Source organism: Mesorhizobium sp. M0136 (assembly GCF_040322515.1).
In the GTDB taxonomy this organism is placed as follows: Bacteria; Pseudomonadota; Alphaproteobacteria; order Rhizobiales; family Rhizobiaceae; genus Mesorhizobium.
This window is the reverse complement of sequence record NZ_JAMYTP010000003.1, coordinates 338256-358220: the sequence shown is the minus strand read 5'-3', so window position 1 is coordinate 358220 and position 19965 is coordinate 338256. Positions and strand designations below refer to the sequence as shown.

Below are 19965 nucleotides of genomic sequence, written 5' to 3'. Positions count from 1 at the left end.
AGAGCTGCTACTCTCTCCCAGCGATTCATTCTCGCCTCTTTGCAATGAAAGTCATAAGACAAGCGCGTCGCATGAGGCCGGTCGAACGCGACGCGCTTTAAGCCGCCATTCCGCCGGCCTGCGTAAGCAGAAACGCCTCGCCGCAGGCTTTGGCCAGATTGCGCACCCGCAAGATGTAACTCTGGCGCTCGGTGACCGAGATTACGCCGCGTGCGTCGAGCAGGTTGAAGACGTGGCTGGCCTTGATGCACTGGTCGTAGGCGGGGAATACCATGCGGTGATACCCCTCCCCCTTGAGAGGAGGGTGGCCCGACGGGCCGGGAGGGGTCGCTCGTGCAGTGCTCGACGCTTGACTTGAGGTGCCTTCTGAGATGACCCCCTCTGCCCGCTCCGCGGGCATCTCCCTCTCAAGGGCGGAGACAGGCGCGCCGGCTTGTAGCAGCGCCTTGCACTCGGCTTCGGCGTCGTCGAAATGGCGCAGCAGCATCGCGGTGTTGGCGAATTCGAAATTGTGGCGCGAATATTCCTGCTCGGCCTGCAGGAAGACGTCGCCGTAGGTCACCTTGTCGGCGCCTTCGCGGCCGTTGAAGTTGAGGTCATAGACATTGTCGACGCCCTGCACATACATGGCCAGCCGCTCCAGCCCGTAAGTGAGCTCGCCCGCTACAGGTGCGCATTCGATGCCGCAGACCTGCTGGAAATAGGTGAACTGCGACACCTCCATGCCGTCGCACCAGCACTCCCAGCCCAGCCCCCAGGCGCCCAGCGTCGGGCTTTCCCAGTCGTCCTCGACGAACCGGATGTCGTGCAGCAGCGGATCGATGCCGATCGCCGCCAGCGAGCCGAGATAAAGCTCCTGCAGATTGGGCGGGTTGGGCTTCAGGATCACCTGGTATTGGTAATAGTGCTGCAGTCGGTTCGGGTTCTCGCCATAGCGGCCGTCCTTGGGGCGGCGCGACGGCTGGACATAGGCCGCGTTCCAGCGTTTTGGGCCGAGCGCGCGCAATGTCGTGGCCGGATGGAATGTGCCGGCGCCGACTTCCATGTCGTAAGGCTGGAGGACGACGCAGCCATAGTCCGCCCAGTAATTATGCAGCGTCAGGATCAGCCCCTGGAACGAGCGGCTGGGATGCATATGGGCAGGGATATCAACGGTCACGGCGGCCTCCGGCGGATGCGGCACCTCGTAGAGTGCCGCTCCGCGACCGTCAAGGCGATGGAGTCATCCCTTCGGGGCGGGCGCCGGCTCGGCCTTCACCTTGGGGGTTTCCTGCGCCGTGTTGGATTCGATCGGCGGCAGGCCCTTCATCAGCTTTTGCTGCAAGGCGGCAAGCACATCCGGGTCCGGCTTCAGGTCGCGGGCCTGGTTCCACTGGAAGGTGGCTTCCAGCTTGCGGCCGACGCGCCAGTAGGCGTCGCCGAGGTGATCGTTGAGCACCGGATCCTCCGGCTTCAACGAAACGGCGCGTTCCATTTCGCGCACCGCGTCGTCGAACTGGCCAAGGCGGTAATAGGCCCAGCCCAGCGAGTCGACGATGTAGCCGTCGCTCGGCCTCAGGTCGACGGCCTTCTGGATCATCGCGAGGCCTTCCTTGAGGTTCATGTTCTTGTCGACCCAGGAATAGCCGAGATAGTTCAGGACCTGCGGCTGGTCGGGGTAGAGCTCCAGCGCCTTGCGGAAATTCGGCTCGGCCTTCGGCCATTCCTTCAGCCGCTCATAGGCGATGCCGCGCTGGTAGAAGATGTTCCAGTTGGCGGCGGTCGGCATCTTCAGCACCTCGACTGCCTTGTCGTAAAGATTGGCGGCGGAGCGGAAATCCTCCTTCGCGGAATAGACGCCGCCGAGCGCCAGATAGGCGCGCATGTCGTCTGGATGCGCATCGACGATGGCCTTGAGGTGAGCGATCGCCTCGTCATTGCGGTCAAGATCGGCAAGGTTGAGGCCAAGCTGCAGGTCCGAAAGCTCCTTCAGCGGCGAGCCGGCGGGAATGCGGCGATAGAGTGCGATGGCGCCCTCGCCGTCTTTCAACTGCTCGGCGACCGCGGCAAGCTGAACGAGCGCCGCGTCGTTGCCGGGCCGCAGCGCCAGGGCATATCGCAGATAGAGCCGCACGAACGGCTCGCCGCCGCCGCGGTTGAGCGCGGTGGCGAGATCGAGCAGGATCTCCGAGGCGCCGTCCGACGGACCAGCAACGAATGGTTCGATCTTTTCGCCCTTGTTGATCTTGTCGCGAAGCGCTGCAATCTCGACCTTGCCGGGCGCAAACGCCTCGGCCTTGTCGAGCACCGACAGCGCCTTGGCCTTGTCGCCTTTGCGGGCGAGGAAAGAGGCGTAGGCCTGCGCGTTGCGCATCCATGTTTCGGGGGCCGCACCGCCAGCGGCCGTGTCTTGCAGGGTGGCGGTGTAGAGCGCATCCGCCCTGTCGGGCAGGCCCGAGACGTCGGCAATCAAGGCACGGTGGAACGACTTGAACGGGCTAAACCAGTCGGGGCCCTGCAGCTTGTCGATGGAAGCCATGGCCTCGCCGGCGTCGCCCTCACCTTGCTTGGCCCAGCCGGTCATGATGCCGGAGATCAGCCGGTCGAGATCGGATTCGAGCGACAGCTTGAGCCAGTATTCGGCCTTGGAGAAATCCTTCTTGTGGAAGGAATCGATGGCCAGCGCCAGGCGCGAGAAGCGCTCGACGTCGGGAACCGCCTTGAGCTTGTCGGCGTAGACCAGGGACTCGTCGAAGCGCCCCTGTGCGATCAGCGACAGCATCAGGCTTTGCTGCAGTCCCGTATCGTTCGGATCGAAGGCGAGCGCCTGCTTGTAGTAGGAAATGGCGCTGTCGAGGTCGTTGTCGCCTTCGGCAATCCGCGCGGCGAGATACGCTCCCGAGAAGGATGTGATCCTGACCGGCTCGGCGGTCTGTCTGGCATGCGCCGGCAAAGCCGAGATCGCCATGCCCGTCGCGATTGCCAGCCCCGTCAGCCAGCGCGCATATCCTTGCCGCATCATATCCCTTTCAGCCAAACGCCATCTCCGCGTCAGCGGGATCGCCGTAGACTCGATCTTTACAGGTAAAGCATGGCCTTTTTGGGGTCACGCTTCAACCCGGCCCGAATTCACAATCGGGTCAAGCAACTAATAAACCATGCCGAAAGAGGTCGCACGACCGCATTGCGACAATCCGGCAATGGGAAACCGGCGTCACGGCCCGGAACTCAGGACGTTTGCGAAAGGCTTGCGTCGAGCGCCTGCATGGCGACGGTGACAAGATCGTGCAGCCGCTTTTTCGGCACGCCGTCGCGTGCCTGCACCGAAAGGCCGTGCATCAGCGTGGCGTAATAATCACCCAACGTCTCGGCGTCGGTACCCGGCTTCAATTCGCCTTCGCGCACCGCTTGCTTCAACCGCTCGACGATCGATGCGGTACGCGCCAGCCGATGCTCCGCCAGCCATTGCTGCACGGCGTCGTTTTCGACGGCGCAATTGGTGGCGGCCGTCACCACCATGCAGCCCTGCGGCTGCCCCGGCCGCGTATAGATTTCGACGGCGTCGCGAAGCATGCGCTCGATGACGCGCCGGACGTTTGGTTCTTCCTGCAGCGCGCGTGTGGCAAAGCCGCCCTCATTGGCCTCGTAAAGTGCCACCGCTTCGCGAAACAGATCCTCCTTCGAGCCGAAGGCGGCATAGATGCGCGCCGATGCGAGGCCAAGCGCCGAAACGAGATCGGCCATCGAGGTGCCCTCGTAGCCACGTCTCCAGAAAGCGTCCCGGGCTTTCTCCAGCGCCTGGTCGCGGTCGAACTCCCTTGGCCTTCCCGCCATTGCGACCTCCAATTTTTGTCAATCAACAAATAATCCGCTTGACTTCGGATTGCAAATCTCAATTCTTTGTCGATCATTAAATAATTGTCGACAAGGAGACCGACATGAGTTCACTGGATCAAGGCGCGCCGCTCGGGGCAATCGCAACGCAAGGGACAACCGGTGTGAAGCGCGGCGCAACGCTGGCGCTGCTCGCCTTCGCGCAGCTCATCATCTCGCTCGACCTCAACATCGTCTTCGTGGCCCTGCCGGAGATCGGCGCCGGCCTCGGATTTTCCGGGCAGACCCTGCAATGGGTGGTGAGCGCCTACACGGTCTTTACCGGCGGCTTCCTGCTGTTCGGCGGCCGGGCCGCCGACCTGATCGGCCAGCGCCGCGTCTTCATCTTCGCACTCTGGCTCTACGCGCTTTCTTCGCTTGTCGGCGGCCTGGCATGGTCACCGGAAATCATCATTGCGGCACGCGCGGTCCAAGGCATCGGCGCCGCATTCCTGTTTCCGGCGACGCTGTCGCTGATCAACCGTCTGTTCGCCGAAGGACCGGAACGCAACCGGGCGCTCGCCGTCTGGGGCGGCGCAGGCGCCAGCGGCCTGACGTTCGGTTCGCTTGCCGGCGGGTTTCTGACCAGCGCCTTTGGCTGGCCGTCGGTCTTCTACGTCAACGTGCTGCTGGCCGGGATCGCCATCATCGCGGCTTTCGCCATCATCCCGCGCGATCGCAAGCGGCACGAGCACCGTAGCTTCGATCTGCCGGGCGCATTGACCGTCACCGCCGGGGCGACGCTGCTTGTCTTCACCCTGGTTCAGGGGCCTGAGTATGGCTGGGGATCGACCGCAATTATCGTCAGCGCAGCACTGGCGGCATTCTTCCTGATCGCCTTCACGATGATCGAGGCGAAGAGCGCCGATCCGCTGATGCCGCTGCGCCTGTTTTACAACCGCAGCCTCGTCGCCGGCATGACGATAACCTTCCTCTACATGGCGACTTTCGGAGCGCTGCCCTACTTCCTCACCGTGCTGCTGCAGAACGTGCACGGTTTCACTGCCTTGCAGACGGGCCTCGCCTTTCTCGTGCCGTCGGTCGCCATCGCCGCCGGCACGCAAGCCGGCGAGCGTCTGGCGACGCGCTTTTCCACGCGCAGCACGCTGGTCGGCGGCATGATCGTCGGCGCGGTCGGCACTGCATTGATGGTATCAGGCGCAACCGCGGAGAGCAGCTATCTGTCCCTCGTACCCGGCCTGATCGTCTCCGGCGTCGGACAAGGCATCGTCTGGACCGCAATGTGGATTGCCGCCGCTTCCGGCGTTGCCCATGATCAGCAAGGCGTCGCCTCGGGCATGGCTTCGACGACACTCAATGTCGGCAACGCCATCGGCATGGCCGTGCTGATCGCGATTGCGAACAGCCAAATCGGCGAATTGTCCGGCGATGCGTTGAAAATTGCCGTCGCCGACGGCATCCAGGTCGCCTTCTGGTTCGCGGCGGCGGGCATCGTCGTCAGCCTGCTCGCAGCAATGGTTCTTCCGGCAAAGGCGCGATGAGAACGGCGCGGGCGCCGATGGCTGTCAATTCACCCGGCTGATGCAGAAGTCGATGACGTCGATCAGTGCAGACTTCTGCGGCGTCGCTTCGAGCGGCGCCAGGGCGTCGCGGGCGATCTCGCCGAAATGGCGGGCGCGCCCGATGGTGTCGGCAATCGCCCCGTGGCGGAGCATCAGGCCGATTGCCTTTTCCAGCCCGGCATCGTCGGCGGCATTGTCCTCGATGGCGCGTTTCCAGAAGCTGCGCTCGGCCTTGGTGCCGCGCCGATAGGCGAGGATCACCGGCAGCGTTACCTTGCCTTCGCGGAAATCGTCGCCGACATTCTTGCCGAGATCCTTGCTGGTGCCGCCATAATCCAGCGCGTCGTCGATCAGCTGGAAAGCAAGGCCGAGATTCATGCCATAGGAGCGGAGTGCTGCGCGATCGTTGCGCGTCGCCTGGGCGATTACCGGGCCGACCTCGGCGGCGGCTGAGAACAGCGCCGCGGTCTTGGCCTTGATCACCGCGAAGTGCTCGTCCTCGGTGGTTTCGAGGTTCTTGGCGGCGGCAAGCTGCATCACCTCGCCTTCGGCGATCACCGAGGCCGCACTCGACAGGATGTCGAGCGCTTCCAGCGAGGCGACATCGACCATCATGCGAAAGGCCTGGCCGAGCAGGAAATCGCCGACCAGAACACTGGCCTGGTTGCCCCAGATCATGCGCGCCGTCTTCTTGCCGCGCCGCATGCCGCTTTCGTCGACAACGTCGTCGTGGAGAAGTGTCGCGGTGTGCATGAATTCGACCGATGTGGCGAGCTTGACATGGCCGTCGCCGGAATAGCCGAACATCTGGGCGGCGGCGAGCGTCAGCATCGGCCGCAGCCTTTTGCCGCCGGATGAGATCAGATGGTTGGCGATCTCCGGGATCATCTCGACATCGGAGCCGGCCTTCGACAGGATCAATTTGTTGACGCGCCCCATGTCGGCCGCGGTCAGGTCGATGAGGTCCTTTATCGAGGCGGCTTCGCGCTTCCCGTTTTCAATGTTGAGAACGACACCCACGGCAAAACTCCCAACCTCGATATGCACGACGGCAACATGGTCCCTGGACAGACTCTAGGGTGTCACCCACCGGTGCGGCAAGAGGCGAATTGGCGCGCCGGCTCTGGTACATGATCACGCCTACGTTTACATCAACGCCGCAAACTGCGAGTTTCATCCGATGATAGAGCTCATCCGCACCAACGACGCCGTCATCATTTCGTTTGTCGAATCGCTGATGCGCGATGCCGGTATCGGCTGTTTCGTCGCCGACCAGAACATGAGCGTGCTCGACGGCTCGATCGGCATCCTGCCCCGCCGTGTCATGGTGGACGCCGACAAGGCCGATGCGGCACGGCGCATCCTGACGGATGCCGGCATCGCCAACGAGATCCGCCAAAAATAATGTCCGCGTCGCCCGCTGCCCTTGTCCCGGACATGCCGGCTCACACGGTCGATGCCTTCCATCGTGGTCGCTTCTGGCTGGTGCAGCCGAGAAAGGCGGGCCACCGCGCCGGCATGGATGCGATGATGCTGGCGGCTGCCGTGCCGTCCTCCTTTGCCGGGCGGCTGGCCGACTTTGGCGCGGGTGCCGGTGCCGCCGGCCTGGCGGTGCTGTCGCGCTGCCCCGCTGCCGCGGCCGTGCTTGTCGAGCGTTCCCCGGAAATGGCGGCCTTCGCCACCACCACGCTTGCCCATCCCGGCAATGCGCATCTCAGCGACCGCGCCTCGGTGCTCGCCGCCGATGTCGCGCTGTCGGGCCGGGCGCGAACGGCCGCCGGCCTCGAGGACAACAGCTTCGATTTCGTCATCATGAACCCGCCGTTCAATGCCGCCGAGGATCGCGCGACGCCCGATCCGCTGAGAAAAGCCGCACATGTCTCGGAGGATGGATTGTTCGACAGCTGGATCCGCAGCGCGGCCGCGGTGGTCAGGCCGGGTGGCGGGCTGGCCGTCATCGCCCGGCCGGAACAGCTCGGCGCCATCCTCGATGCCGTTGCCGGCCGCTTCGGCGACGCCGAGATGCTGGCCGTCCATCCTCGCCCCGAGGCGGCAGCGATCCGCATCGTCGTCCGGGCAGCACTCGGCGCACGCGGCAAACTGTCGATCCAGCCACCGCTGATGCTGCATGCCTATTCCGGCAACGGCCCTTCGGAGCGGGCAGAGCTGATCAATAACGGGCTGGCGTCGCTGTTCGGAGACTGATCCATTCTGATTGCCGGGGTGACGGCATTGCCGTTGGCCGGCGAATTCCTACATGCCTCAAGCAAATCGACCGGAGACCGCCCCCTCGTGAAACGCCTTTTCAACCGCCTGCTGCCGAAATCCTGGCGCTCCGCCGTCGTCACCATTCCGGTCATCCGGCTGCACGGCACGATCATGCCCGGCGGCGGCCAGTTCCGGCCGAGCCTGTCGCTCGCTTCCACCGCCGGTCTTCTCGAAAAGCTGTTTTCCTTCGATGCGCCGGCGGTCGCCATCTCGATCAATTCGCCAGGGGGCTCGCCGGTGCAGTCGCGGCTGATCTTCAGGCGCATCCGCGACCTGGCGAGCGAGAAGAACAAGAAAGTCCTGGTTTTCGTCGAGGACGTGGCGGCATCGGGCGGCTACATGATCGCGGTCGCCGGCGACGAGATCTTTGCCGACCCTTCCTCCATCGTCGGCTCGATCGGTGTGGTGTCGGCCTCGTTCGGCTTTCCGGAGCTGTTGAAGAAGATCGGCGTCGAGCGCCGCGTCCACACCGCCGGCCAGAACAAGGCGGTGCTCGACCCGTTCAAACCGGAAAAGAAGGAGGACGTCGAGCGCCTGAAGGCGCTGCAACTGGAGGTCCACGAGACCTTCATCGACCTCGTCAAGGACAGGCGCGGCAGCAAGCTCAAGGACGATCCCGACCTGTTCACAGGCCTGTTCTGGACGGCCAAGAAGGGGCTTGAACTCGGGCTGGTCGATGCGCTCGGCGACATGCGCAGCGTGCTGAAGAGCCGTTTCGGGCCGAAAACCCAGCTCAAGCTGATCACCGCGCCACGCGGCCTGTTCGGCCGCTTCGGCCTGTTCGGCTCGAGCTTTTCGGCGCCCGATATCGCCGCCGCCGCGGCAAGCGGCGTCATCGATGCGGCGGAAGAGCGCGCGCTGTGGGCGCGCTTCGGGCTTTGAAAAGCCGGTGAAAGCGTCTAGCATAAATCAATCAACCGACCCGACCGGCAGCCTTGCCGGCCTTGCGAGGGAGGAGTTTGACATGCCGCAGATCATTTTCTTCGCCGTCGTCGGCATTGCCGCCTATTTCGGCTACCGCTCCTTCGTCAGGGAAGCCGAGCGGGTGACCGCCAAGGTACGTCGGGCCGAAAAGCAGACGGCCAACGGCACCATGGGAACACTGGTCAAGGATCCGAAGACCGGCGAATACCGTCTGGCCAAGGATTGACCGTCGTCCCCCTCGCGGCCGAGCCCATGAACGCCGAGGCCAGCATCCGGGCATTGCATGCGCACGCCAAGATAAATCTCGCGCTGCACGTCACCGGCCGGCGCGCCGACGGTTATCACATGATCGAAAGCCTGGCTGTGTTCACGCGCTTCGGCGACCGCATCGAGACAGAACTTGCCGATGGCGATGGGTTTTCCGTGTCCGGCAAATACGCCTCCGCGGTGCCGGTCGACGACAATAATCTGGTGGTGAGAGCGCGCGACGCACTGCGTCGCGAGGCCGGTTCCCAACACGCGCCGGCTGTCGCCATCCGGCTCGAAAAGAACCTGCCGGTCGCGTCCGGTGTCGGCGGCGGATCGAGCGACGCGGCGGCTGTGCTGCGCGCCCTGGTCCAGACCTGGGGACTTGGTGTCGACGATGCCGAACTGGCGCGGATCGGCCTGTCGCTCGGCGCCGACGTGCCGATGTGCCTCGCTGCCAAGCCGCTGGTAGCCCGCGGCGTCGGCGACGAGCTGACACTCGTGCCGGATTTCCCGGCGCTGGGTCTGGTGCTCGTCAATCCCGGCACTGCCGTCTCGACGGCAGACGTGTTCGAGGCGCTTGGCCGCCGCGACAATGCGGGGCTGCCGCCGCTGCCGCACAGCCTCGACTTCCACAGCATCCGCAACTGGCTGGAGATCACCCGCAACGATCTCGAGCCTGCGGCGCGTGCAATCCAGCCCGCCATCGGCAAGGCGCTTTCTGTGCTTAACAAGGCCGGAGCCGGTTTTGCCAGGATGTCGGGTTCCGGCGCCACCTGCTTCGGGCTGTTCGAGACCGGCAACGTGGCCAAGCGCGCGGCCGTCGATATCCGCGGCCGCCATCCCGACTGGTTTGTCGCGGCGACGCGAAGCGTGACATCGGAGGCTGATGCCCATGGCCAGCATTGACGTGAGCCGCCCCTTCGTTCCCGTGCGCATCGCGGTACTGACCGTTTCCGATACGCGCAGCCTCGCCGACGACAAATCCGGGCAGACGCTGGCCGACCGTATTGCCGAGGCCGGCCACATCCTCGCCGCCCGCGACATCGTCACCGACGACCGCGACAAGATCCGCGACAAGGTCCTGGGTTGGTCAAGGGACGAAGCGATCGATGTCGTCATCACCACCGGCGGCACCGGCTTCACCGGCCGCGACGTGACGCCGGAAGCGCTGGAGCCGATCTTCGAAAAGCGCATGGACGGCTTTTCCGAAGTGTTCCACCGCATCTCCTACGACAAGATCGGCACCTCGACGATCCAGAGCCGGGCAACCGGTGGCGTCGTCAACGCCACCTTCGTCTTCGTGCTGCCGGGCTCGCCCGGCGCCTGCAAGGACGCCTGGGACGGTATCTTGAAGCCCCAGCTCGACTACCGGCACATGCCCTGCAACTTCGTCGAGATCATGCCGCGGCTGGACGAGCATTTGCGGCGCGGCTGAGGCGAGCCAAGGTGTCAGCCAAGCGACCTCGGTTTAGCGAATGACCGGCTCGCCGTGAAAACGGCGGCGCGAGGGCGGCGACACGCCGAAGCCGACCTCCATCATCAGCCGCGGGGTGCGCGTCGGCACGGTGCCCATATGGAAGCCGAACGGGTCCTCGACAAAGCCGAGGCCGGCCTGCCCGGTCAGCGTTACCGGGCTCTGCTCGCCGTACACGCCCAGCACCTCTTCCGCCGAATGGCCTACCAGCAGCGTCAGCTGGTGCTTCAGGATGCGCCGGTTGTGGGAGCCGCGGACATAGACATGCGGCCCGGTGTCGTTGTCGACCGGCACCAGGTAGAAGAAAAACTTCAACATGCGCCAGTCGTCGAGGTCGAAATGGTATTTGCCGAGCGAGGCCATGTTCTTGTCGGCGTCCGAGACGCCACCGGTCGGAAAGCTCCACCAGACGCGGGTGGTGAGCAGCTTGGCCTGGCTGCCGAGATAGTGCGCTGCGATATCGAGAAGCAGCGGATCGCGCTGCACGGCGACCGCAGCGTTGCAGTCGAGGACCCGTTCGAAATAGTGACCGCTGAGCAGCGGGCGGCCGAAATGCTTTTCGGCATCGGCGTGTTTTTCGGGCAGGAATTCCAGCCGGCGGTCGAAATTGCCGAAGCATGGCGTGCGCTCGGCGAAGCGGGCGATCTCCTCATGGATGGCGGCCGGCAGCATCAGGCCCGAATAGAGCCCCTCCGTCCGCAGCGCGCCGACGACGGCATCGCGATCGACGCCGGCGAACATCGTTTCACCGACATTGCGCGCCGGCGGAACGGGCTTTGCACCGCGCCAGTGCAGCCGCCGCGCCGGCATGGTGCGGGCCAGCATGAACATCGGCAGCCATGCCGGATTCTCGCGAAGGTCGGAAAGATAGGTCGGGATGCGGGCGGCGATGCGGCGCAGCGTACCGCCGTTGCGTGCGATCGCCTCGAGGCTTGCAGCGCCGGACTTGTCGGGGCTTGAAAGGGTCATCGGGGTCCTCAAATGTCGGGGGAACAGCATCGACATAATCGTCGCCGCCGCTCCGGCACACCCCAAACCCATTCGCCCGTTTCGCAGGGAATGGTAACCCCCGGCCAGATTTTGTGCAATGCACAATAAGCGACGACGCGCCAGAAAATTTGCTTGGGCGGCATTCCCTAGGCCCGGGATGGTAAGCCGTCACTTCCGCGGCGCCACCCAGATCTCGGCGTGGAGCCTTCTTGTCGCCAGGCCGCGGGCGATCGCTTCGGCGCTGCGGGCGCTCTTAGACAGCGCGGCGGCCTGACGCTTGCTTATCACCAAGCCTTCGGCGAGAGCGCGATTTCCGGCAAATACGCGTGACAGGAAGGGCGCGCGGCTGCCGCGGGCCCGCGAAAATCGCGCCGCCATGGTTTGCCTGGCGGTGTGGGCGACGACCTCGTCGATCCAGCCCTCCCCCAGCCGCGCGCCCGGTTCCAGCAAGAGCAGCCAGTCGCCCTTGGCCTGCCTGATGCCCGCAGCGATGCCGCCACTGACATAGTGGCAGCCGGCATGTTCGGCGACGCGGTGCGTCTGATCGGTCGAGCCGGTATCGCAGACGAGAACGTCGCGCACTACGCCCTCGACCGCGCCGCCGATCAGCGAGGCGAGCGTGCGGGCAAGGCCCTCCTCGTCATTCAGGGTTTCGATCAGGACGCTGAGCATGTTTAGCCGAATAGCGGAAAGCGGTGGGCAGCGCCAGTTTTTGCGGCGCGCCGCGAGAAAGTTCTTGCTTTGTTCTCGTCAATGCGATAGGAATACATTCATGAGCAGAGCGATTCGACAGCGGGCGGACAGTCCCTGGGAAAGGGCCAAAATGGAACAGATCGTGCGTGCCGACATTGCCGCCTTCGGCGCTGGCAGGGCCGAGATGGCGAATGCGATGATCGAGCAGAGCGGCATGCGCGTCCGTCCGGACCGCAATCGCGGCCGGTCGGCGGGCATCAATCCGTCCGGCCGTTTCGAGCCGGTCAGCCGGCATGTGTTCGATGACGGCTGGAATTCGCTGGAGGAGCTGCCGCCCTTCAAGACCGAGGTACAGGTCGAGAAGCCGCGCACCATCATCACCCGCAACGAATCGCCCGATATCTCCTTCGACCGCTCGATCAATCCCTATCGCGGCTGCGAACATGGCTGCGTCTATTGTTTCGCGCGGCCGACGCACAGCTTCATGGGCCTGTCGCCGGGGCTGGATTTCGAATCGAAGCTGTTTGCCAAGCCGGATGCGGCGCGGTTGCTCGACAAGGAATTGTCCAGGGATAATTACCAGCCGCGCACCATCGCCATAGGCACCAACACCGATCCCTATCAGCCGATAGAGAAGCAATACCGGATCATGCGTGAGATCCTCGAAGTGCTGGAGGCGCGCGGCCATCCGGTCGGCATCGTCACCAAATCGGCACTGGTGACCCGCGATATCGACATTCTGTCGCGCATGGCCGAGCGCGGGTTGGCCAAGGTGGCGCTGTCGGTGACGACATTGGACAGGATGCTGGCCAGAACGATGGAGCCGCGCGCGTCGACGCCGACCAAGCGGCTGGAGGCGATCAGACAGCTTTCGGACGCCGGCATTCCGGCCTCGGTGATGGTCGCGCCGATCATCCCCGGACTGACCGACCCGGAAATGGAGCGCATCCTCGATTCGGCGCAGGCAGCGGGCGCGCGTGAAGCAGGCTATGTGCTGCTGCGCCTGCCGCTGGAGGTCGCGCCGATCTTCAAGGACTGGCTGCTGCGCCACTATCCCGACCGCTATCGCCACGTCATGTCGCTGATCCGTTCGATGCGCGACGGCAAGGACTACGATTCGGAATGGGGCAAGCGCATGAAAGGCTCCGGCCCCTATGCCTGGCAGATTGGCCGGCGTTTCGAGATCGCCGCCAAACGGCTCGGCCTCAATGCCGAACGGCGCTCGCTCAGGACCGACCAGTTCGTCCCCGCTGCCAAGGCAACCGAGCAGCTGATGCTGCTGTGACAAAGCGTCTCGCGCCAGCCGCTTTGAAGCGGCCGCAGCAGGCGAAAAATCCCGTCCGGCCTGTCCTGTCCCCGGGCTTGCAGACGGTAGCCCCCTCCTGGTCCGGTGCCCCGCCCGACCCGGAGGGGACTTGCGGAGAATCGGAGCCGATGCGAACCTCGCCGCACCATGGCTCGCCCGCGTTCCGATTCTCCGCTTCTCTTCGAAATCGTCGAGAAACCCGACTTCTCGTTCGAGACGAGAGCGGTGGCCGAAGGCCTTTGGCCGGTGGCGGGGATGGACGAAGCCGGCCGCGGCCCACTCGCCGGGCCGGTGGTGGCGGCAGCGGTGGTGCTCGATCCCGCCAACATCCCCGACGGACTCGATGATTCCAAGCGGCTGACGCATTTGCAGCGTGAGGCGCTGTTCATGAAAATCCTCGGCTCCGCACTCGCCGTGTCGATGGCCTCGGTCAGCGCAGAAGGCATCGATGCCTCCAACATTCTCAAGGCCAGCCTGGAGGCGATGCGCCGTGCAGTGGCCGGCCTGTCAATCCGGCCGAAGCTGGCACTGGCGGACGGCCGCGACGTGCCGCCCGGCCTGCCCTGCGAGGGCAAAGCGCTGATCAAGGGCGACCAGCGCTCGCAGTCGATCGCCGCAGCCTCGATCGTCGCCAAGGTGTTGCGCGACCGCATGATGTGCGGCTGCGGCAGCCATCATGCGCGTTACGGCTTCGAACTGCATATGGGCTACGCCACTGTGCGCCATCGCACGGCGATCCATCTGCACGGGCCCGTGGCGCGGCTGCACCGCGCCTCCTTCGCGCCGTTCCGGTTCGGCGGGACCGAGGTGCTGGAGGAAGAGGTTTTTTCGGGTTTGGATTGAGATTGGCGAAAGCGGCTGAGCGCGTAATCTCCCCCCTCGAGGGGGAGATGGCCGGCAGGCCAGAGGGGGTCGCCTCGCGTGAAGCGCCAACGTTCTCTTTCGTCCCACGTGGTGTCGCGCCAGGACGTACCGACCCCCTCTGTCGCCTTTGGCGACATCTCCCCCTCAAGGGGGGATTTTGCGTTCTGCCGCTTTCGCCAACAAAAAAGCCGCCAGGTTTCCCAGGCGGCTTTCGATGAATTTCTCGACGAAGTCGCTTAATTCAGTTTCGACTTCAAATCCTGCAGGGAGGCGTTGAACAGGTCGGCGCCGGCCTTGGCGTCGATCTTGCCGGCCAGCAGCGCGCGCGCGGCTTCGACCGCAATGTCGACAGCGCTGGCACGCACTTCGCCGATCGCTTCGCGCTCGGCCTGGCCGATCTTCTGCTCGGCCAAGGCGGTGCGCCGGGCGACATAGTCCTCGGTCTTCTTGTGCGCCTCGGCGGCAAGCATGTCGGCTTCACGCTTGGCGGCGGCAACGATGGCCGCCGCCTCCTGCTCGGCTTCCTTGCGCTTGCGCTGGTATTGGCCAAGCAGCTGCTGTGCCTCTTCGCGCAACCGGCGCGCCTCCTCGAGCTCGGAGCTGATCTTGTCGGCCCGCGCATCGAGCGCCTTGGCGATCATGCCCGGCACCTTGATGTAGATGGCGATGCCGAGGAAGATTACGAGGGCAACCGTTGCCCAAAGCGTCGCGAGAGATGTGGCGTCCATGATGCGCTCCTCACCCGGCCACGGATTTGACCGCAGCCGCGATTTCAGCCTTGCTGGCCTTGCCGCCGACAAGCGCCTCGACGATGGCCGAAGCGGTGTCCTCGGCGATCGTGCCGACTTCCTTCATCGCATTGGCCTTGATAGAAGAAATACGCGCCTCGGCCTCGCCAAGCTTCTGGTCAAGCGCTGCCTCGATCGTCTTGCGGGCAGCTTCGGCTTCCGCCTTGGCCGCATCGTTGGCCTGCTGGCCGATCGCATTGGCCTTGCCCTTGGCTTCCGCCAATTCCTGCTCATAGGCGGCAACGGCGGCATCGGCCTCGCTTTTCAACCGGGCAGCATGATCGAGATCCTGCGTGATGCGGTCGTTGCGAACGTCGATGATGCCGCCAACGCGCGGCATCACTACCCGTTTCAAGAAGAGGTAGAACAGCCCGAAAGTGATTGCCAGCCACAGCAGCTGTGACGGGTACGTTGCCGGATTGAATGGCGGGAACGTGCCGTGCGCCTCGGCAGGCACGCCGGTGCCGGCGTGCGTGTCGCCTTCCGCTGCGGCTGGCGCGGACTCTTGCGCAAAGGCAGATGTCACGAACATGGACTATCCCCGAAATTCAGGCCCGCCGCAGGATCGCGGCCTGCCTGTTCAATTCTTCCCAATGTTCAGCCGAACAAATATTCAGCCGAACAGGGCGAGAAGCGCGATGAGAAGCGAGAAAATACCCAGCGCTTCGGTCACGGCGAAGCCGAAAATCAGACGGCCGAACTGGCCGTCGGCGGCCGACGGGTTGCGCAGCGCGCCCGCCAGATAGCTGCCGAAGATGTTGCCGAGGCCAACGCCCGCGCCGCCCATGCCGAGGCATGCGATGCCGGCGCCGATGTACTTTGCTGCTTCTGCGTCCATTTGTTCAACTCCTTTGGATCTAAAATTCCGTTGCGGTTCCATCCGGCGGCAATGCCGGAAACTCTAAATCAGTGCGAAGGGTGCAGGGCGTCGTTCAGATACATGCAGGTCAGCACGGCGAAGACGTAGGCCTGCAAAAGCGCCACGAGCAACTCCAGAGCCGTCAAAGCCACGGCCATCGCCAGCGGCAGGACCGAACCCGCAATGCCAAGCGTGCCGAGAGCGCTGAGGCTGACGACGAATCCCGAAAACACTTTCAGCGTGATGTGGCCGGCCAACATGTTGGCGAACAGACGAACCGAGAGGCTGACCGGGCGCGATACGAAGGAAATCACTTCGATCGGAACGACAAGCAACATCATCACGATGGGCACGCCTTTCGGCACGAACAGCTTCAGGAAGCCGAGACCGTGCTTCATGAAGCCGTAGACGACGACCGTTCCGATCACCAGCGCGGCGAGGCCGAAGGTGACGATAATATGGCTGGTGACGGTGAAGAAATACGGGAACAGGCCAAGCAGGTTGGCGACAAGCACGAACATGAACAGCGAGAACACGAACGGGAAGAACTTCATGCCCTGCGTGCCCGCGGCGTCCCTCAGCATGTTGCCGACAAATTCATAGGCCATTTCCGAGACCGACTGAAGGCGGCCCGGAACCAGGCTGCGGCTCGACGTGCTGAGGTAGAGAAACGCTGATGCGACAGCGACCGTCGCAAGCATGAACAGAGCCGAATTGGTGAAAGACAGGTCGTAGCCGCCGATGTGAATCGGAACGATCGGATGGATCTGGAACTGGTGGATCGGATCGACCTTGTCAGCAGCCACTTTAAATCCCCATCAAAGCCGCAGGCGGCTTCAGCATTCTGTTCAATGCGCCGGCATGCGGCGCCTCAATTCATTCTTTCGGATCGCGCGGTTTGTCGCCCGTTCCGAATTCCGACACAAGCCCGGCTGAACGCAGGACATTGAGCACGCCGGCGCCAAAACCCAGCAGCAGCCCGACTATCAGACCCCACGGCGATGTCCCCGCCACGCGATCGATAAACCAGCCGAGAGCCGCACCGACCACTATCCCGGCGATGAACTCGCTGGACAGCTTGAGCGCCTGGCCGTACCCGGCCACACTGCCCGTTTTCGCGTCGTCTTTCCCCTCGAGCCGATCCGGCCGCCTTGTCGCAAGCGATGCTTCAAGGTCGCGCCGGCGGCGCTCAAGATCGTCGTCGCGGATGTCGGCTTCATGCTGCTTGCCGCGGCCGGTTTTGCCGGTTCCGTCTGGCCCATTCTTGTCGGCCACGCAACCCCCCTGCCCGGTCAGACCGTCACCGTCGTCCGCTTCTTAAAGTCGCCGGCAACATAGTTAGAGGGTCCGCGCCCGTCAAGCCACGGGCGGATCTTCAAGCTCAAGTATTTTTTCGTTATGAATCAGCTACTTGCCTGGGTGCGACATCGTGCCCGACGCGGTCTCCGGCGGGCTGCGGCCGAATCCCCACAGCGAGGCGTCTTCCATCGGCCGCTCTCGCGGGAAAGATGCAAGGGCCGCCAGAGCGCTTAGCTCCAGCCGCCGCCATAGGTGCGGTAGAAGATATGCAGGCCGATCCTGGTCATTTTCTGCATCGTCCGCGCCCAGCCCGGATGGACGTAGTTGGCGTAATAATGGGTCGACGAGCCGACTTCCGGAATGAAGATCTTGCCGGCTGTGACGGCCATGGCGACATCCTGGGCGGTCTTGTAGGCAGCGGGGTTGTCGATCCGCTTCTTCCTGCCGTCGCAGGCGAAGGAAAACTGACAGCGGTTGAACCAGTTGTCGTTCTGGTAGACGACGCCGCAGATCGAGTTCGGATAGGCCGGGTTGCGGACACGGTTGAGGATGACCTGGGCGACGGCGGCCTGGCCGCGCACGGACTCGCCGCGCGCCTCGAAGTAGATGCCGTTGGCGAGACAGGCCTGCTCCGGTTTGGAAAAGACGCTCGCCGGCAGCGGCGTCTGCATCCAAGAATGATCGCCCTTGCTCAGCGGCGGAATGAAGCGGCCATCGTTCGGGTCCTCGTCCTGCAGCAAGGCCTCGAAAGGCGACGCCTTGGCGTAATCGGGGGCCGACGAGGCGTAGGCGGTCGCCAGCACGTCGGGATGATCGTTGTTGACCAGCGCGGCAAGCATCGCCGGCACGCCGGAATCCGGCTTCTTGTCGACACGCGTGTGGAAGGAGGCGGCGATCTGGATTTCCTTGCCTTTGATCTCGGGCTTGGCGAAGGCCATCCTCAGGCCGCTGTCCATGCTTGGGCGGAGCAGCGAGGAGGTTCGCTCGAAGATCGAGCCGGCGTTGAAGTTCTTCGGCGGCGAGACGGGCGAGACCTGGATGATGCGGCCCTTCTTGTCGGCACGCGTGATGCGGTTTTCGTCCGGCGTGGTGCCGGCGATGCCGCCCTTGCCGCGAAACGAGACGGCGCCGATGCCGGGCAGTTGCACGCCGGAGCCGGACAGCGAGCCGGTGCTGCTGGAATCGAGGAAGGGCATTTCGGCGGCGTGAACCGAGCCGGCGACGGATTTCTCGACATAGGCGTTCCAGCGGACGCTCGGCGCCTCCAGGCCGGAGACCAGGCTTGTCATGTCCTGATAGGCAGCGACCGTCGGAAAGCCGATCCAGATGCCAAGGCCAATAATAAACGGAGACAGGAAGGAACGCTTTTTCTCACCGGCGGCGGCGACAAGCCGCGTCAAAACACGTCGATGCACGGAACTCTCCAGAAACGCAACGGACCCCACTGGAGAGCTACAATGATGCATTAACCTTGATGGGGCGTTAACAGCTTAGAACGTTGTTTTCCCATCTCGTGTCGAAGTCAGGCGCTTTTGCGGCTGTCCGTTGGCGGAAGAAAGATCGGCCAGGCGATCAGCGCGCAAATAGCCGCACCCAGCCAGACGCCTGCCCACGAGCAGAGCACGAGAAGCCCGGGAATGGCGATCGGCACCAGGAAGAAGGCAATGAAGACCAGGCTGTTGGCAAGGCCGAGCGCCGTTCCGGCCTGGCTGGCGCCGGCCAGAGTCGCAAGCTCGGTGTAGGCGACGCCATGCCAGGAGGAGACGCAGATGCCGGCCACGACGAGCATCGCAACGATCGCCGGCGACAGCATCGGCGCTTGGCCTGACAAGTATTGGCCCGAAAACAAGACGAGCGCCGCAAGCACGGTGAAGGTGGCCACGCTCAGCATGCTGCACAGACGCAGGAACGACCGGCGGTTGCCGTGACGGTCGGTGTAGCGGCCGCTCCAGACGCGCATGACCATGGCGCCGACCTGCACGGCAGCCAGGCTGGCGCTGATCACGGCTGTTCCCATGCCGGCAAAATCATGCAGGAAGACGGAAGCAAAGGTGAGCACTGCCACCTGTGGGAAGCACAGCAGGCCGATGGCTGTCGCGATGCGCCAGACGGCCGGGTTGCGCAGCGGCGCGGGGCCGGCCGGCTTTGCCGCGCTGCTCGAATGGGCATCGTCGTGCGCCGGCGGCTGATGCAGCCAGCGCCAGGCGAGTGAGGTCGAGACGGCGGATGCAGCCGCCAGAAATCCGAAGACCGCCGTGAAGCCATGGGCCGAAGCGAGCGACGGCAGCACCAGCGCGCCAAGCCCGCCGCCAAGCGGCACCGCCGTCTGCCTGATGCTCATGGCAAAGCCACGCTCGCCTTCGCCAAACCAGGCCATGATGGCGCGGCCGCTCGAGCCGTTGACGCTGCCGCCGAGCAATCCTGTGACCAGCAGGGCAGCGGCGAGAAGCGCGACGCCGGGAATTTGGGCTGGTGACGGCACGACCAGCGCGGCCATGACGAGCAGCCACACCGCGGTTGCGCCGAGCCCGGTCAGCAGCACGCGGCGGTCGCCCCAGCGATCGGTCAGCAGCCCCCACGGCAACTCGCTCAGCGCCACGCCCAAGCCGAGAAGGCCAAGCGCCAGACCGAGCTCGCCATTGGAGAGATGATAGCCCGAGCGCAGGAACACCGCCGTAGCCGGAATGCCGGAGAATGTCGCGGAGAAGCAGGCGTTGGCGGCGACGCCGATGCCCAGCACCTTCCAGCGATGATTGGGTCGAAGCACCGCCGCCTCTGACAGGGTGGTAACGGCGGCCGGGCGACGCGGTTTGCAATCTGCTCGTGTGGCGACAGCGGACATGGTTCAGCTCCTGCATGGGCTGGTTGCGTTCGGT

21 protein-coding genes and 2 pseudogenes are annotated in these 19965 nt (G+C 64.3%); 9 read left to right on the top strand and 14 right to left on the bottom strand.

Annotation, left to right across the window (positions count from 1 at the left end; all coding sequences use genetic code 11):
- Nucleotides 1–97: 97 nt before the first annotated feature.
- The 4 genes and pseudogenes from NKJ35_RS05475 to NKJ35_RS05460 form a co-directional block, all read right to left on the bottom strand.
- Nucleotides 98–280 (bottom strand): annotated as a pseudogene (locus NKJ35_RS05475) (glycine--tRNA ligase subunit alpha); the annotation flags it as partial.
- Between the two features lie 117 nt (nucleotides 281–397).
- Nucleotides 398–1135: pseudogene (locus NKJ35_RS05470) on the bottom strand (glycine--tRNA ligase subunit alpha); the annotation flags it as partial.
- Between the two features lie 87 nt (nucleotides 1136–1222).
- The gene (locus NKJ35_RS05465) at nucleotides 1223–2998 is read right to left on the bottom strand and encodes a tetratricopeptide repeat protein (RefSeq protein WP_352645518.1); all 1776 of its coding nucleotides are present in this window, start codon (nucleotides 2996–2998) and stop codon (nucleotides 1223–1225) included.
- A gap of 209 nt (nucleotides 2999–3207) precedes the next feature.
- On the bottom strand, nucleotides 3208–3813 hold the full coding sequence (locus NKJ35_RS05460; protein ID WP_352645488.1) for a TetR/AcrR family transcriptional regulator: 606 nt from the start codon (nucleotides 3811–3813) through the stop codon (nucleotides 3208–3210).
- Between the two features lie 104 nt (nucleotides 3814–3917).
- On the opposite strand from NKJ35_RS05460, the gene NKJ35_RS05455 reads away from it, so the two are divergent.
- Nucleotides 3918–5354, top strand: coding sequence for an MFS transporter (locus tag NKJ35_RS05455; protein ID WP_352645486.1), 1437 nt, complete (start codon nucleotides 3918–3920; stop codon nucleotides 5352–5354).
- Between the two features lie 24 nt (nucleotides 5355–5378).
- Here the strand turns inward: NKJ35_RS05455 and NKJ35_RS05450 are convergent, their stop codons facing one another.
- Complete coding sequence (locus NKJ35_RS05450; RefSeq protein WP_254818409.1) at nucleotides 5379–6395, bottom strand: polyprenyl synthetase family protein; 1017 nt, start codon at nucleotides 6393–6395, stop codon at nucleotides 5379–5381.
- A gap of 160 nt (nucleotides 6396–6555) precedes the next feature.
- Between NKJ35_RS05450 and NKJ35_RS05445 the strand changes: the two genes are divergently transcribed.
- The 6 genes from NKJ35_RS05445 to moaB all read left to right on the top strand — a co-directional run bounded on the left by NKJ35_RS05445 (nucleotide 6556) and on the right by moaB (nucleotide 10251).
- Nucleotides 6556–6780, top strand: a complete 225-nt coding sequence (locus NKJ35_RS05445; RefSeq protein WP_023674082.1) for a putative signal transducing protein — start codon at nucleotides 6556–6558, stop codon at nucleotides 6778–6780.
- Complete coding sequence (locus NKJ35_RS05440; RefSeq protein ID WP_352645484.1) at nucleotides 6780–7580, top strand: tRNA1(Val) (adenine(37)-N6)-methyltransferase; 801 nt, start codon at nucleotides 6780–6782, stop codon at nucleotides 7578–7580. The genes NKJ35_RS05445 and NKJ35_RS05440 overlap by 1 nt, the downstream gene beginning before the upstream one ends.
- Before the next feature lie 87 nt (nucleotides 7581–7667).
- Nucleotides 7668–8525, top strand: coding sequence for a S49 family peptidase (locus tag NKJ35_RS05435; protein ID WP_031211037.1), 858 nt, complete (start codon nucleotides 7668–7670; stop codon nucleotides 8523–8525).
- Between the two features lie 82 nt (nucleotides 8526–8607).
- The gene (locus NKJ35_RS05430) at nucleotides 8608–8793 is read left to right on the top strand and encodes a hypothetical protein (RefSeq protein ID WP_292665400.1); all 186 of its coding nucleotides are present in this window, start codon (nucleotides 8608–8610) and stop codon (nucleotides 8791–8793) included.
- Between the two features lie 26 nt (nucleotides 8794–8819).
- A complete protein-coding gene (locus tag NKJ35_RS05425) occupies nucleotides 8820–9722 on the top strand; it encodes a 4-(cytidine 5'-diphospho)-2-C-methyl-D-erythritol kinase (protein WP_352645481.1) in 903 nt (300 codons plus the stop codon).
- Nucleotides 9709–10251, top strand: a complete 543-nt coding sequence (gene moaB / locus NKJ35_RS05420) for a molybdenum cofactor biosynthesis protein B (protein WP_352645480.1) — start codon at nucleotides 9709–9711, stop codon at nucleotides 10249–10251. Before NKJ35_RS05425 ends, moaB begins: the two co-directional genes overlap by 14 nt.
- Before the next feature lie 33 nt (nucleotides 10252–10284).
- Here the strand turns inward: moaB and NKJ35_RS05415 are convergent, their stop codons facing one another.
- Nucleotides 10285–11259 carry a phytanoyl-CoA dioxygenase family protein gene (locus NKJ35_RS05415; RefSeq protein ID WP_352645478.1) on the bottom strand — a complete coding sequence of 325 codons (975 nt, stop codon included), beginning with the start codon at nucleotides 11257–11259 and terminating at the stop codon, nucleotides 10285–10287.
- A gap of 189 nt (nucleotides 11260–11448) precedes the next feature.
- Nucleotides 11449–11952, bottom strand: a complete 504-nt coding sequence (locus tag NKJ35_RS05410) for a glycosyltransferase (RefSeq protein WP_023716858.1) — start codon at nucleotides 11950–11952, stop codon at nucleotides 11449–11451.
- 151 nt (nucleotides 11953–12103) lie between these two features.
- On the opposite strand from NKJ35_RS05410, the gene NKJ35_RS05405 reads away from it, so the two are divergent.
- Nucleotides 12104–13258: a PA0069 family radical SAM protein gene (locus NKJ35_RS05405; RefSeq protein WP_254818651.1), complete on the top strand. Its 1155-nt coding sequence runs from the start codon at nucleotides 12104–12106 to the stop codon at nucleotides 13256–13258.
- A 168-nt stretch (nucleotides 13259–13426) separates the two neighbouring features.
- On the top strand, nucleotides 13427–14122 hold the full coding sequence (gene rnhB / locus NKJ35_RS05400; protein ID WP_352645476.1) for a ribonuclease HII: 696 nt from the start codon (nucleotides 13427–13429) through the stop codon (nucleotides 14120–14122).
- A 257-nt stretch (nucleotides 14123–14379) separates the two neighbouring features.
- Here the strand turns inward: rnhB and NKJ35_RS05395 are convergent, their stop codons facing one another.
- The 7 genes from NKJ35_RS05395 to NKJ35_RS05365 form a co-directional block, all read right to left on the bottom strand.
- Entirely contained in the window at nucleotides 14380–14871 is a 492-nt protein-coding gene (locus NKJ35_RS05395) for a F0F1 ATP synthase subunit B (RefSeq protein WP_023674071.1), read from the bottom strand.
- Nucleotides 14872–14881: 10 nt separating this feature from the next.
- Nucleotides 14882–15463: a F0F1 ATP synthase subunit B gene (locus tag NKJ35_RS05390; protein WP_352645474.1), complete on the bottom strand. Its 582-nt coding sequence runs from the start codon at nucleotides 15461–15463 to the stop codon at nucleotides 14882–14884.
- 81 nt (nucleotides 15464–15544) lie between these two features.
- Nucleotides 15545–15769 carry a F0F1 ATP synthase subunit C gene (locus tag NKJ35_RS05385; protein ID WP_254820421.1) on the bottom strand — a complete coding sequence of 75 codons (225 nt, stop codon included), beginning with the start codon at nucleotides 15767–15769 and terminating at the stop codon, nucleotides 15545–15547.
- Between the two features lie 68 nt (nucleotides 15770–15837).
- The gene (locus NKJ35_RS05380; protein WP_352645472.1) at nucleotides 15838–16596 is read right to left on the bottom strand and encodes a F0F1 ATP synthase subunit A; all 759 of its coding nucleotides are present in this window, start codon (nucleotides 16594–16596) and stop codon (nucleotides 15838–15840) included.
- A gap of 70 nt (nucleotides 16597–16666) precedes the next feature.
- Nucleotides 16667–17065 (bottom strand): AtpZ/AtpI family protein, encoded by a 399-nt coding sequence (locus NKJ35_RS05375; protein WP_254820419.1) that lies wholly within the window; start codon nucleotides 17063–17065, stop codon nucleotides 16667–16669.
- 254 nt (nucleotides 17066–17319) lie between these two features.
- Nucleotides 17320–18504: a cell wall hydrolase gene (locus NKJ35_RS05370; protein ID WP_352645469.1), complete on the bottom strand. Its 1185-nt coding sequence runs from the start codon at nucleotides 18502–18504 to the stop codon at nucleotides 17320–17322.
- 107 nt (nucleotides 18505–18611) lie between these two features.
- Nucleotides 18612–19931, bottom strand: coding sequence for an MFS transporter (locus NKJ35_RS05365; RefSeq protein WP_352645467.1), 1320 nt, complete (start codon nucleotides 19929–19931; stop codon nucleotides 18612–18614).
- Nucleotides 19932–19965: the final 34 nt, after the last annotated feature.